Source organism: Pseudomonas sp. Sample_20 (assembly GCF_004307585.1).
Taxonomy (GTDB): domain Bacteria; phylum Pseudomonadota; class Gammaproteobacteria; order Pseudomonadales; family Pseudomonadaceae; genus Aquipseudomonas; species Aquipseudomonas atacamensis.
Window position 1 is genome coordinate 1 of the sequence record NZ_RCOA01000009.1, and the last position, 13449, is coordinate 13449.

The 13449-nt window shown below is 59.8% G+C and carries 11 protein-coding genes; 5 read left to right on the plus strand and 6 right to left on the minus strand.

The window, feature by feature from the left end; translation table 11 throughout:
• The 3 genes from D8U70_RS27895 to yjiA all read left to right on the plus strand — a co-directional run.
• The coding region (locus D8U70_RS27895) for a hypothetical protein (protein WP_241664629.1) at positions 1 to 123 on the plus strand (123 nt) is incomplete at its 5' end.
• 15 nt (positions 124 to 138) lie between these two features.
• On the plus strand, positions 139 to 336 hold the full coding sequence (locus D8U70_RS01535) for a YbdD/YjiX family protein (RefSeq protein WP_003228401.1): 198 nt from the start codon (positions 139 to 141) through the stop codon (positions 334 to 336).
• A gap of 152 nt (positions 337 to 488) precedes the next feature.
• A complete protein-coding gene (yjiA, locus tag D8U70_RS01540; protein ID WP_130928161.1) occupies positions 489 to 1460 on the plus strand; it encodes a GTPase in 972 nt (323 codons plus the stop codon).
• A gap of 116 nt (positions 1461 to 1576) precedes the next feature.
• On the opposite strand, the gene D8U70_RS01545 is transcribed toward yjiA, so the two are convergent.
• From D8U70_RS01545 to morA, 6 genes are all read right to left on the minus strand, one after another.
• Positions 1577 to 2281, minus strand: a complete 705-nt coding sequence (locus D8U70_RS01545) for a GntR family transcriptional regulator (RefSeq protein WP_073475537.1) — start codon at positions 2279 to 2281, stop codon at positions 1577 to 1579.
• Positions 2282 to 2299: 18 nt separating this feature from the next.
• Positions 2300 to 3004, minus strand: coding sequence for a FadR/GntR family transcriptional regulator (locus tag D8U70_RS01550; RefSeq protein ID WP_016773102.1), 705 nt, complete (start codon positions 3002 to 3004; stop codon positions 2300 to 2302).
• A gap of 49 nt (positions 3005 to 3053) precedes the next feature.
• Positions 3054 to 4367: a C4-dicarboxylate transporter DctA gene (locus D8U70_RS01555; RefSeq protein WP_064364099.1), complete on the minus strand. Its 1314-nt coding sequence runs from the start codon at positions 4365 to 4367 to the stop codon at positions 3054 to 3056.
• A gap of 242 nt (positions 4368 to 4609) precedes the next feature.
• Positions 4610 to 5173, minus strand: a complete 564-nt coding sequence (locus D8U70_RS01565) for a hypothetical protein (protein ID WP_241664628.1) — start codon at positions 5171 to 5173, stop codon at positions 4610 to 4612.
• A 220-nt stretch (positions 5174 to 5393) separates the two neighbouring features.
• The gene (gene glyA / locus D8U70_RS01570) at positions 5394 to 6647 is read right to left on the minus strand and encodes a serine hydroxymethyltransferase (protein WP_016773106.1); all 1254 of its coding nucleotides are present in this window, start codon (positions 6645 to 6647) and stop codon (positions 5394 to 5396) included.
• A gap of 298 nt (positions 6648 to 6945) precedes the next feature.
• Complete coding sequence (gene morA, locus D8U70_RS01575; protein ID WP_122506665.1) at positions 6946 to 10794, minus strand: cyclic di-GMP receptor MorA; 3849 nt, start codon at positions 10792 to 10794, stop codon at positions 6946 to 6948.
• A gap of 287 nt (positions 10795 to 11081) precedes the next feature.
• Here morA and ettA point away from each other — a divergent pair, with 287 nt between their 5' ends.
• Together ettA and D8U70_RS01585 are read left to right on the plus strand one after the other, a co-directional pair.
• Positions 11082 to 12746, plus strand: a complete 1665-nt coding sequence (gene ettA, locus D8U70_RS01580) for an energy-dependent translational throttle protein EttA (protein WP_016773108.1) — start codon at positions 11082 to 11084, stop codon at positions 12744 to 12746.
• Between the two features lie 350 nt (positions 12747 to 13096).
• Positions 13097 to 13449 (plus strand): Glu/Leu/Phe/Val dehydrogenase dimerization domain-containing protein (locus tag D8U70_RS01585; RefSeq protein WP_277751261.1); only part of this gene is annotated, 353 nt, incomplete at its 3' end.

Genomic DNA, 13449 nt, shown 5'->3' on the forward strand with positions numbered 1-13449 from the left:
GCGCTGTTCCTGTTCGTGGTGTTCAGCATCCTGTTCTATGCGCTCAAGGTCGGCATCGCCGCCTGGGGCAAAAAAGAGCGTACGGATAAAGAATCGCCATTCCAGGCCCTGCCGGATGCGTAACCAGAGGATTGCAGCATGTTCAATGACCTGAGTCGCCTCGGTAAATACCTCGGTCAGGCCGCGCGCCTGATGGTCGGCATGCCCGACTACGACACCTACGTCGAGCATATGCAAACCAAACACCCGGACAAACCGGTGATGAGCTACGAGATGTTCTTTCGCGAACGTCAGGAAGCCCGTTACGGTGGCAAGGGTGGGCCGAAGTGCTGTTGAGCTGACAGCATCAGGTTGAGGTAATCCCCTGTGGGAGCGAGCCTGCTCGCGAAAGCGGTGTGTCATCGGGCATTGATGTCGGCTGACACGACCCCTTCGCGAGCAAGCTCGCTCCCACATTTGTTTTTGTGTTCTTTTCAGGAGATCGGGTTTTGTCTTCTCCCATTCCGGTAACGGTTCTCAGCGGTTTCCTCGGCGCCGGCAAGACCACCTTGCTGCGTCATTTATTGAAAGCCGAGCACGGCCTGAAAATCGCCGTGATCGAAAACGAATTCAGCGACGCCGGCATCGACACTCAGTTGCTGGGTGACGAGCCGGTGCAGGTCATGACCCTGGCCAACGGCTGCGTCTGCTGCACCATTCACACCGATCTGACCAAGGCGCTGTACTTGCTGCTCGAGCGCCTGGACAGCGGCGAGATCGCCTTCGATCGTCTGGTGATCGAGTGCACCGGTCTGGCCGATCCGGCGCCGGTGGCGCAAACCTTTTTCATCGATGAAGAGCTGCGCGAGCGTTATCTGCTCGACGGCATCATCACCTTGGTCGACGCCGCTCACGCCGACGTGCACCTGACCCAGACCATTGCCCAGGCGCAGATCGGTTTCGCCGATCGCTTGCTGGTGAGCAAGACCGATCTGGTCGATGAGGCGACGTTCACTGCGCTGAGCGAGCGCCTTACGCGAATCAACCGCCGCGCGCCGATCCGTGTGGTCGAGCATGGCAATATCGATCTGGCTGAATTGCTGGATGTGCGTGGTTTCAACCTCAATGCTGACCTGGGCGGCGGTCTGAGCCTGCGTCCGGTGAGCAAGGCACCGTCGATCGATCGCATCTCCAGCCTGGTGCTGCGCACCGATCAGGCGCTGGATATCGATCAGCTCAGCGAGTTCATGAACGAGCTGCTGGAAGAGCACGGCAAGCAATTGCTGCGCTACAAAGGCGTGCTGAACATTGCCGGCGAAGATCGGCGGTTGGTATTTCAGGGTGTGCTGAAACTCTATGGTTTCGACTGGGACACCGAATGGGCCGAGGGCGAGGCGCGCGAGAGTGTGGTCGTGTTTATTGCCGATGATTTGCCGGAAGAGAAAATTCGGGCGGGGTTTGCCAGGGTTGCTTCTGCCTGATGGATCTTGGTTGTCAGTGATGGCGTCTTCGCGAGCAAGCTCGCTCCCACAGGAGACCGTATTCCGTCCAGAGAAATGCGGTCAACTGTGGGAGCGAGCTTGCTCGCGAAGGCGGTCTAACCGACAGCACAATGCTCAAGGTCTGGACCGAGCAGTTTCTGCTCAAGATGATCCAGATGCCGATTCATCAACATGCCGGCCTTGGAAACATCACCTCGCTCCACAACCTCAACCAACGCCAAATGCTCCTGCCATGCGCAACAGCTTCGCGTCGAGCCCTGACCCCGCGCAATCGCCAACGACGTCAACGGCACCAGACTGCGCAGAAAATGCGCCAGCGGCAGATTTCCCGCTATCCGTGCCAATTGCAAATGAAACTCCCCCGATAACCGAATCGCCGCCCCCCGCCGATCCTGCTCCACGGCGCGCTTCTCGCGCTCTATCAACGTGCGCAAGCATTTCAAATCGTCTGGCTGCGGACGCTGGCAGGCCAACCGCACCAAGGTGTTCTCGGCCAGCCGTCGCGCATGCAAGGTCTGCCGGATCAGCTCCCGATCAGGCGCGGCCACTCGTGGTCGATGATTGGCGCGCAATACCACGATCTGCTCGTGGGACAACTGCGTCAGCACCCGTCGTACATCGGCGCGGCCGGCGCTGAACATCGCCTGCAGAGTGTCCTCGGTGAACCGGCTGTCTTCATCGATACGCTGCTCGAGAATCGCGTCGAACACTCGCGGATACAGATCTTCCGTCGGCGTGCCCAGACGAGAGACGGGCAGGGCGGTCGATTGCGCGTGGGACGCTGAAGCGAAACTGTTCATGGCCGTTCTCCTGGCAAATCAGGTGGGCAGGTTGTCGTCCGGAATGTTCAGCTCAACGCCCATGCGCTGGCCTTCGCGCAGGATGTGCCGACGCATCTCGGCGCTGGCCTGAGCGCTGTTCTTGCTGCGGATCGCGCGGACTACGGCTTCGTTTTCTTCCAGGCGTTCGGCCAGATGTTCCGGGGAATTGCGCAACACTTCGGCGCTTTGCTTGAGCGCGTTGCTGGTCTGCTGTACCACGCTCTGGAAAATCGGGTTCGAGGTCAGCGTGAACAGTTCTTCGTGGAAGGCGATGTAGGCACTGACTCCGGCTTCGCTGTCACCGGCCTCGAGGGCTTCGCGCATGTCCATCAGGGTCAGGCGCAATTGGCCGACTTCCTTGCTGCTGATCGATTGCGCGACCAGCCCGACGATGAACGGCTCAAGGGTGTAGCGCAGTTGCAGCACATCTTCCAGGCTGGCGCCGGCGACTGCGCTGTCGTGGCTCTGGCTGTCGCTGAGTTGCGCATCAAGGACGACTACGCCTTTGCCCGGCATCGAGCGCACCAGACCGAGGGTTTCGAGGACGATCACCGCTTCGCGCAGACTCGGCCGGCTGATGCCCAGTTGTTCGGCCAGTTCGCGCTGGCCCGGCAGCATGTCGCCGGAGCGCCATTGCCCTCGAGCCAACGCGGCGCGGAGTTTTTCCACCACTGAATTGACGACGGTTGAAGTTGTAATCACGTATTGGCTCCCTGCGCCGTGCCTGCATATTGGCAGGCACGGCACTCATTCAGAATTCTTTGGCCGCCGCCTGAGCGACGGTTTTTCGCGGTTGAAAGTTATAGCCCTGCTCACCGTTGAGCACCTTGTTCGCGCGCTGTACATCGATGTCCTTTTCCCAGCGGGCGATGGCCACGGTGGCGACGCAGTTGCCGATCAGATTGGTCAGCGCGCGGCCGATGCCCATGAACCAGTCCACGGCCAACACCAGCACCAGACCGACCACGGGAATCGCCGGGATCGCCGTCAGCGTCGCGGCGAGAATCACCAGCGCCGAACCGGGAATGCCGTGGGCGCCTTTGGAGGTGATCAGCGACACCAGCAGGATCGTCAGCAAATCGGTCATCGCCAGTGGCGTGCCGGTGGCGTTGGCGATGAACACGATGGCCAGGGTCAGGTAGATCGAGAAACCGTCGAGGTTGAACGAGTACCCGGTCGGGATCACCAGACCGACCGTCGAGCTGCCAATACCGAGGTGTTCGAGCTTGCGCATGATCTGTGGCAGCACGGCGTCGGAAGAGGCGGTGCCCATGACGATCAGCAGTTCTTCCCGCAGGTACTTGAGCAGCGGCCACATGCGCAGGCCGGAAACGCGCATCACCAGACCGAGGATCAGCGCGACGAAGGCGACGCAGGTCAGGTAGAACAGGCCGACCAGACTGCCCAGGTGCTGCAACGAATCCAGGCCGTATTTGCTGGTGGTGAAGGCGATGGCACCGAACACGCCGATCGGCGCCAGACGCACGATCATGCCCATGATGCGGAAGATCACGTGGCTGAGTTCGTTGATCAGCCGCGAAATCCCGGAAGCGGCTTCGCCAACCAGATTCAGTGCACTGCCGAACAGCACCGAGAACAGCAGCACTTGCAAGATATTGTTGTCAGCGAAGGCACCGATCACCGAGGTCGGGATCAGGTCCATCAGAAATTGCGTGGTGGTGTGCATGTGCTGGCTGCGCTCGGCGAGGTCGCCCATGTCGGCGCTGGAGAGCTGCTCCAGATGAATGTTCGCGCCGCTGCCGATGCCGGTGCTGAAGGCGAACACCAGACCGATCACCAGAGCGATGGTGGTCAGCACTTCGAAATAGATCACCGACTTGAGGCCGATGCGCCCGACCTTCTTCAGATCGCCCGCGCCGCTGATGCCGCTGACCACCACGCAGAACACGATCAGGCCAATGAGCATCTTGATCAGTTTGATGAAGCCATCGCCGAGCGGTTTCAGCTGGGCGGAGTATTCAGGAAGGGTCAGCCCGCAGACGATGCCGAGCATCAGTCCGAGAACCACTTGAAGGAAGATTGAGCGCGAGCACCATCTGAGCATGGGAGGAATCCTGGGTCGGTGTCCTGGCTGCCGTACGCGTGGCGCAGCGGATTCAGGACTTAATTATTGTGGTCTTACCGGTATGTCCAGTGCAGGCGCAGTCTAGGCGCAGGTTTTCGTGGATCGCAAGGGAAAATTCGAAAATTGGCATGACCGGTCTTACCAGCTGTCTGGATGGCCCGGTCTTGAGCATTTGAGAAAAAAATCGGCGGCTGTGCCTTTTTTTCTGGGCGGGGTGTGAGTCACGTTTTGATGACTGGTACATGTCTTTCGACGATGCTCAGGATGAAAGTGATCTTTGAACGTTCTTCGGTTTTGCCCAGATAGACGTAAGGCAGACTTGTGATTTTTATACCGCCCAAATAGGCATGATTTTTCAGTTTGAGAGAAACAGCTGTATGTACGCCCGTTAAGTTGTCCAGCGTTATAGCGGTGCCGCTACGGTCGACAAGAATAAACTTGGTCAAGTTGTCAGTGTCTGGCTTGACGGCCTCGACGGTGTCCAGCCAGTGATTGCTGATTACCTGATTGAAGTAGTTGCCCTGGTTTTTCACGGTGAGGATGTAGCCGTCAGGGGTATGACCGAAATGCAGCTTCAGCGGTTTTATCCGGCCGCTCTGCTCGTTGCTCCGGATGCCGAGCAGGTGGGACTGATCCCGTGTTTGCGGGCGTCCGGTATAGAAACCGCCGCTGAACAGACTGATGGTAGCCATCGCCGGTTTGCCGTACAGCTGTTCAAGAAAGCCGACCCTGTGGTCGAACATTCTCAGTGTTGCGATGAAAGATTTTTCGATATTGCTCGTCATGATGAAATCCATTTATCAAGTCGGGTTTCAGACTAAGCGGTTTTTATTTATGGCGGTTTGCATGTGTGTTGCAAGAGTTTGGTTTGAACAAAGAGATGAACAATCCTGCTGGACGGGATTAGCAGGTTGCTGCTTTATTCGGGTGGTATTTTTTTATTGAATTCATGGCAATAAAAAACCGGCCATCGTGACCGGTTTTTTATTGCGGATTAACGAGGCATCAAGCGCCGTACACCGGCAGTTTCTTGCAGATGGCTTTGACTTTCTCGCGAACGGCGTCGATCACCGCTTCGTTGTTCAGGTCAGCCAGGATGTCGCAGATCCAGCCAGCCAGCTCTTTGCACTCGGCCTCTTTGAAACCGCGAGTGGTCACAGCCGGAGTACCGAAGCGCAGGCCGGAGGTGACGAACGGCGAGCGTGGATCGTTAGGCACGGAGTTCTTGTTCACGGTGATGAACGCTTTGCCCAGAGCGGCGTCGGCGTCTTTACCGGAGATGTCCTGCTTGATCAGCGACAGCAGGAACAGGTGGTTTTCAGTACCGCCCGATACCACGTCGAAACCGCGTGCGATGAACACTTCGGCCATGGCCTTGGCGTTCTTCACCACTTGTTGCTGGTAAGCCTTGAACTCAGGCTGCAGCGCTTCCTTGAAGCAGATCGCCTTGGCCGCGATCACGTGCTCCAGCGGGCCACCCTGGGCGCCCGGGAATACTGCGGAGTTGAGCTTCTTCTCGATCTCGGCGTTGGCACGGGCCAGGATCAGACCGCCACGTGGACCGCGCAGGGTCTTGTGCGTGGTGGTGGTCACGACGTCGGCGAACGGCACCGGGTTCGGATACACACCCGCAGCAACCAGACCGGCGACGTGAGCCATGTCGACGAACAGGTAAGCGCCGACCTTGTCAGCGATTTCGCGGAAGCGCGGGAAGTCGAGGATCTGCGAGTAGGCCGAGAAACCGGCAACGATCATTTTCGGCTTGTGCTCGACCGCCAGGCGCTCGACTTCGTCGTAGTCGATCAGGCCGTTGGCATCGATACCGTATTGAACGGCGTTGTACAGCTTACCCGAGGAGGAAACGCTGGCGCCGTGGGTCAGGTGACCGCCATGGGCCAGGCTCATGCCCAGAATGGTGTCGCCACCTTGCAGCAGAGCCAGGTAAACAGCAGCGTTGGCCTGGGAACCAGCGTGCGGCTGAACGTTGGCGTAATCGGCGCCGAACAGTTCCTTGGCACGGTCGATGGCCAGTTGTTCAACCACGTCCACGTATTCGCAACCACCGTAGTAACGCTTGCCCGGATAGCCTTCGGCGTACTTGTTGGTCAGGACCGAGCCTTGAGCTTCCATCACCGCTGGGCTGGTGTAGTTTTCCGAAGCGATCAGCTCAATGTGTTCTTCCTGACGCTGAGCTTCTTGCTCCATGGCGGCAAAAAGGTCGGCGTCGTACTTGGCAATAGTCAAATCACGGCTGAACATGGCGGTCCTCAAGGATCGGGGGCAGAAAAGGGGGGCATTCTAACCCAACCGCTTTTGGATGACATATGAAACGACGTCATGTCGCAGACAAGTGGCGTTCATGACAGATGTGCGGTGCTTTTGCCGGCCCCTTCGCGAGCAAAAGGGGCATTGATCGTTCCCACGCTCTGCGTGGGAATGCAGCCCGTGACGCTCCGCGTCACCTGCCGAAGCGGACGCAGAGCGTCCAGTGAGGCATTTCCACGCGGAGCGTGGGAATGATCGAAGGCTGCGATCTTTTCGGGCGCGCCGCAGATCGTCAGTCGAACATGAACAACGCATCGTTACAGAACTGCGCCTCGAACCGCCCCGCCGGCATCGGCCGGCCGAACAGATATCCCTGCACCTCATCGCAGCCATGCTCGCGCAGGAAGTCCAGTTGCTCATGGGTTTCCACACCCTCGGCGATCACCGCCAGGTTCAGGCTGTGGGCCATGGCGATGATCGCCCGGGCGATCTGCGCGTCCTGTTCGCCGGACGGCAGGCCGTCGACGAAGGTGCGGTCGATCTTCAGCACGTCGATCGGGAATTGCTTGAGGTAGTTGAGCGATGAATAACCGGTGCCGAAGTCATCGACCGCGATGCTCAGGCCGAGGTTCTTCAGCCCGGCAAGAATCTGCATCGCCTCGCTGACTTCGCGCATCAGGATGCTTTCGGTCAGTTCCAGTTCCAGACACGCCGGCGGCAGGCCGGTTTCGCGCAGGATCGTCGCGATTCGCGTGCCCAACTGGCCGTCGGAGAACTGCCGTGCGGAAATGTTCACCGACACCTTCGGCACCCGCACCCGTTGCTGGTGCCAGGTTTTCAGCTGTCGACAGGCCTCGCTGATGACCCAGTCGCCAACGTCCACCACCAGGCCGAGCTCTTCCAGCACCGGAATGAAATCCCCCGGCGGCACCAGCCCACGACGCGGATGGCGCCAGCGCAGCAGCGCTTCGGCGCCGGTCAGGCGCTTGCCGTCGCCACTGAACTGCGGCTGGTAATACAGGACGAATTCGTTCTGCTCCAGCGCATGGCGCAAATCGCTTTCCAGTTCCAGGCGCTCCAGCGCACTGGCGTTCATGTCGGCCTGATAGAACTGGAAGTTGTTCTTGCCGCGTTCCTTGGCGTGGTACATCGCCGTGTCGGCGTTCTTCATCAACTGGCTGAGTTCATTGCCGTCCTGCGGACTCAGGGCGATGCCGATACTGGCGGTGACGAAGAACTCGCGGCCCTCAAGCACGAACGGCCGCACCAGGCTGGCGAGAATCTGCTCGGCCACGTGAATCGCCCGGTTCAGCGCCAATTCTCGGTTGGAGCGATGCTGCAGCAGCAGGGTGAATTCGTCGCCGCCCATGCGCGCCACGGTGTCATCGTCATCGACGCAGGCCAGCAGGCGCGTGGCCATGTCCTTGAGCATGCGGTCGCCGGCGGCGTGGCCCAAGGAGTCGTTGATCGGTTTGAAACGGTCGAGGTCGAGGAACATCAGCACCACCCACGACTTCTGCCGTTCGGCCGCTTGCAGCGCGGTGTGCAGACGATCCTGGAACAGCGTGCGGTTCGGCAGGTGGGTGAGGGCGTCGTAATAGGCGAGGCGGTGGATGCGCTGCTCGCTGGCCTTGCGCTCGCTGATGTCGCTGAAGAAACACACGTAACTGGCCAGATCGCCCTCATCGTCAAGCACGGCAGTAATGCCGACCCACGCCGGGTAATGCTCGCCGTTACGGCGCTTCATCCACACTTCGCCTTCCCAGGTGCTGTGCTCGTGCAACTGCTTGAGCACGTAGCGCAAGTGCGCGTCCTGTTGCTCGTCGACGGTGAGCATGTTCGGCAACTGGTCGAGCACTTCGCCAACGCTGTAGCCGCTGACCCGACTGAACGCTTCGTTGGCCTGGACGATGTAGCCGGCCGGGTCGGTGATCAGGATCGCCGAGGTAGAGTGCTCGAATACCGTGGCGGCCATGCGCAAGTCTTTTTCGGCACGGCGCTGCTGGCTGATATCGCGGCCGACGCCGAGCACGCCTTCGAACGCGCCGTGTTCGTCCCACACCAGCACCAGGCGCAGTTCGATCGGAATCTTGCGGCCGTCGGCGCGCAGGCAATCGAAGAGGAACAGCTGCGTTTGCACCTGACTGCGCAGCAATGCCAGTTGCTCGGGCTTGTCCAGCGCCTTGCTGACGCGGTCCATCAGCACATGAATACCGTTCAGTTGCCCGGGATTGGCGATGATCGATTGCCAGCCGTTCTGGAAAATCCATTCGGCGTTGTAACCGAGCACCGCCTGCACCGACGGGCTGACGTAGTTCAGCGAGAGCTTGCTGTCGGTGGAGAAAATCACGTCGCTGATGCTTTCGGCGAGCATGCGGTAACGCTGCTCGCTGTCACGCAGCGATTCGCTGGCCTCGATCTGTTCGGTGATGTCCTTGGCCACGCCGATGATCCGCGTGACCTGATCGTGCTTGTCCCGCGCCAGCGCCTGTTCACGGATGTCGAAGCGCCGCCACTTGCCGTCGCGATGGCGGAAGCGCAATTGGCATTGCAACAACTGGCTGTAACCGGCGTGACGCTGCAACTGCCGCGAACGATGGTAATGGTCGGCGTCTTCCGGGTGCAGGAGGATTTCCCAGAAGTACTCGCCCATCTGATGCAGTTCAGTGCGGTTGTAGCCCAGGGTCTGGCCGAGGTGGTGGTTGCTGAAAATCATCCGCTGGCTGATCACGTCCTGCACATACAGATGATCGGGCACGGTGCGCACCACGTCCGACCAGAAGCCTTCACGCTCCAGCAGCGACAGCTCGATCAGCTTGCGGCTGGTGATGTCGTTGATGCTGAGGATCACCGCTTTATAGTCGTGCTGCTCGCTCGGCAGGCGCAAAACCATCCACAGGTGCTGGTCGCGGCCATTGCTGTTGGGCAGTTTGATTTCCAGTTCCAGCTGCTTCTGCTGCTGCAGGACGGCGTCGAGGATCTGCTGACCGATCGCGCACTGCGGATGGCGCTGGCCATCGATCAGCAGTTGCCAGGCATCGTCGCAGGAATGCACATCGAGCAGTTGCAGGGCGACCTGGTTGACTTCGGTGACGCGCATTTCCGCGAGCAACTGCTGGCGCTGCTGCGGTTGGTCGAGCCAGGCCTTGAGCTGGTCACTGGTCTGGATCTGCGCCTTGTCGAACATCTGCTTGAGGCCGGACAGGTCAAGCACGCACAAGGCCACGCCGGTGCCTTCGAAAATATCCTGATAACGCCGCCGGCCTTCATGTACCTGGCGCTGGCGCCGACGCATGTTCAGCAGCGCGATCACCGGCAACATCGAGAACGCCAGGCCGAGCAGGCATTTGCCGATGAACGCCGGCAGCAATTCTTCCAGTACGCGCTGGCGGTCGAACAGCCCGCGCAATTGCCAGTCGCTGCTGCTCAGCGGCACGGTCAGCACGGTGTTGGCGACATCGTCAGGCGTCAGCCCGCCAGCCTTGACCGAGGGCAGCCCGGCATCGCGGCTGATGATCTGGTGATTGAGGCGATTTTCCACCAGCCACAACGGGCGCAGGGCGGTGGCGTCCTGTTTGGTCAGCGAATCGAAGAAGGTTGGCGTCAGGCGCAAGGCCCAGTAACCGCGACTGCTGCCGCTGGCCTGATGCAACAGCAGATGCACCACCGAGCCGTCATCGGCATTGCTGAAGTAATGCGCCTGGGCACGGCTGCGGCGTACCAGTTCGGTCAGGTAATCGGCGTCGGAACTGTCGGTGGCGCTGTCGCTGATGATGCGGCCGGAGGGCGAGAGCAGGGCCATGCTGCGCAGATCGGGCAGCGAACGCTGCAACTTGCGCAGGAGCATCTGCTGTTCGTCGGCGGTTTGCGGTTGTTCGACGATCGGTAGCAGATTGAGGGCGATTTGCGCGTTCAGCGCCATGTTCAGGCTGACCTGAGCGGCGAGGTCGGCGGTGTAGTCGATGGTGTATTGGCGCTGATTTTTCTGAGTTTCGCGCAATTGATCGAGCAGTTGCCAGAACAGCAACGCGAGCAATAACAGCACGAGGGTGGCCAGCGCACCCTTTAATGTCCCGCGCAGGGGCGAGCCGGGCGCCGGTGGGGTGCTGCTCACAGAGGCTGGCGGAGTGACATTGGTCAAGCTGTGATCCTGCGATTTGGCTGGACTGGCGCGACGTGCACTATAAGCCGGACGCCCGAAGGGCGGCTAGCATGCCTTGACTCGTGGCGAAGTGCCAGCCCCTCTCGGCTGGACTGCCTTCCAGCATTAAGGTAGCTTTGCCGGTTAGACCGGGGGCGTTCCAGCCCCTACAATCAGACTTTTTCCAGCGCGCACGCATTGATTGCGATCAAGTGAACGACGCGCACAGTCTGGCCAGGCATCGCCTGCGCTCCAATCATTCATCTGTCACTGACCCAAGGTTCTCCATGGCTCAATACGTCTTCACCATGCATCGGCTGGGCAAAGTTGTTCCGCCGAAGCGGGAAATCCTCAAGAACATTTCGCTGTCCTTCTTCCCCGGCGCCAAGATCGGCGTGCTCGGCCTCAACGGTTCGGGTAAATCCACGCTGCTGAAAATCATGGCCGGCGTCGACACCGAGTTCGAAGGCGAAGCCCGTCCGATGCCGGACCTGAACATCGGTTACCTGCCGCAAGAGCCGCAGCTCGACCCTGCCAAGACCGTGCGTGAAGTGGTCGAAGAAGCGGTCAGCGTGATCAAGGATGCGCAAGCGCGTCTGGACGAAGTCTACGCGGCCTACGCCGACCCGGATGCCGACTTCGACAAGCTCGCCGCTGAACAGGCCAAGCTCGAAGCGATTCTGCAGGCCAGCGACGGCCACAACCTCGAGCGCCAACTGGAAGTCGCCGCTGATGCGCTGCGTCTGCCAGCCTGGGACGCGAAAGTCGAACACCTGTCCGGTGGTGAAAAGCGTCGTGTCGCCCTGTGCCGTCTGCTGCTGTCCGCGCCGGACATGCTGCTGCTCGACGAACCGACCAACCACCTGGACGCTGATTCGGTGGCGTGGCTGGAGCATTTCCTCCACGACTTCCCGGGCACCGTGGTCGCGATCACGCACGACCGTTACTTCCTCGACAACGTCGCCGGCTGGATTCTGGAACTCGACCGCGGCGCGGGCATTCCTTACGAGGGCAACTATTCGGGCTGGCTCGAAGCCAAGTCCGATCGTCTGGCCCAGGAATCCAAGCAGCAGTCAGCTCATGAAAAAGCCATGAAGGAAGAACTGGAGTGGGTGCGCAAAGGCGCCAAGGCCCGCCAGTCGAAATCCAAGGCACGTCTGCAACGCTTCGAAGAAATGCAATCGCAGGAATTCCAGAAGCGCAGCGAGACCAACGAGATCTACATCCCGGCCGGTCCACGCCTGGGTGACAAGGTCATCGAGTTCAAGAACGTCACCAAGGGCTACGGCGATCGCGTGCTGATCGACAACCTGTCGTTCTCCATGCCGAAGGGCGCCATCGTCGGCGTGATCGGCGGTAACGGTGCCGGTAAGTCGACGCTGTTCCGCATGCTGATGGGCAAGGAAACTCCGGATTCGGGCAGCATCGAAATCGGTGAAACCGTGCAACTGGCCTGCGTCGACCAGAGCCGCGAGGACCTCGACGGCAGCAAGACCGTGTTCCAGCAGATTTCCGACGGTTCCGACCAGATCCGCATCGGCAACTACGAGATCCCGTCGCGCACCTACGTCGGCCGCTTCAACTTCAAGGGTGGCGACCAGCAGAAGTTCGTCAAGGATCTGTCCGGTGGTGAGCGCGGTCGTCTGCATCTGGCGCTGACCCTGAAGGAGGGCGGCAACGTTCTGCTGCTCGACGAACCGTCCAACGACCTCGACGTGGAAACCCTGCGTTCGCTGGAAGAAGCCCTGCTCGACTTCCCGGGCGCCGCCATTGTGATCTCTCACGATCGGTGGTTCCTTGACCGTGTCGCCACGCACATCCTGGCGTACGAAGACGACTCGCAAGCGGTGTTCTTCGAAGGCAACTACACCGAGTACGAAGCCGACCGCAAAAAACGCCTCGGCGAAGCAGCGGCCCAGCCTCACCGGGTACGTCACAAGAAACTGGCCTGATATCGGGTTGGTTGCAGAAAGAGCGGAGCCTTCGGGCTCCGTTTTTTTTGCCTGAGTTTTTTCAGTCAACCCAGGCGCGGCGATTCGCGAGCAGGCTCGCTCCCACAGGGGTAACGCATTCCAAATGTGGGAGCGAGCCTGCTGGCGAAGACAGTGTAACTGTTGGTGCAAGTCTTGAATCTGTGCTCCCCACTCAGGTGCAAAAACGGATCAAAAACCCCTCGGATTTATATCCTGTGCACCATTTAATTTCATAACTGCGACATCTTGCTCTGTTCCTGTGCGCAATTCGTTTGTTACAGTCCGGCCCAATCTCCTCCAACGACAATAAATTTGCCGAGACTTTGCCCATGATCGAATCCGTCGAATCCTTCCTTGCGCGCCTGAAAAAACGCGACCCGGATCAACCCGAATTCCACCAGGCTGTCGAAGAAGTCCTGCGCAGTCTGTGGCCGTTTCTTGAAGCCAATCCGCATTACCTGACTTCGGGGATTCTCGAGCGCATCTGCGAGCCGGAGCGTGCGCTGGTGTTTCGCGTGTCGTGGGTCGACGATCAGGGCAAGGTCGAGGTCAATCGCGGCTTCCGTATCCAGATGAACAGCGCCATCGGCCCGTACAAGGGCGGCTTGCGTTTTCATCCGTCGGTGAACCTCGGCGTGCTGAAATTCCTCGCCTTCGAGCAGACCTTCAAGAACTCGCTGAC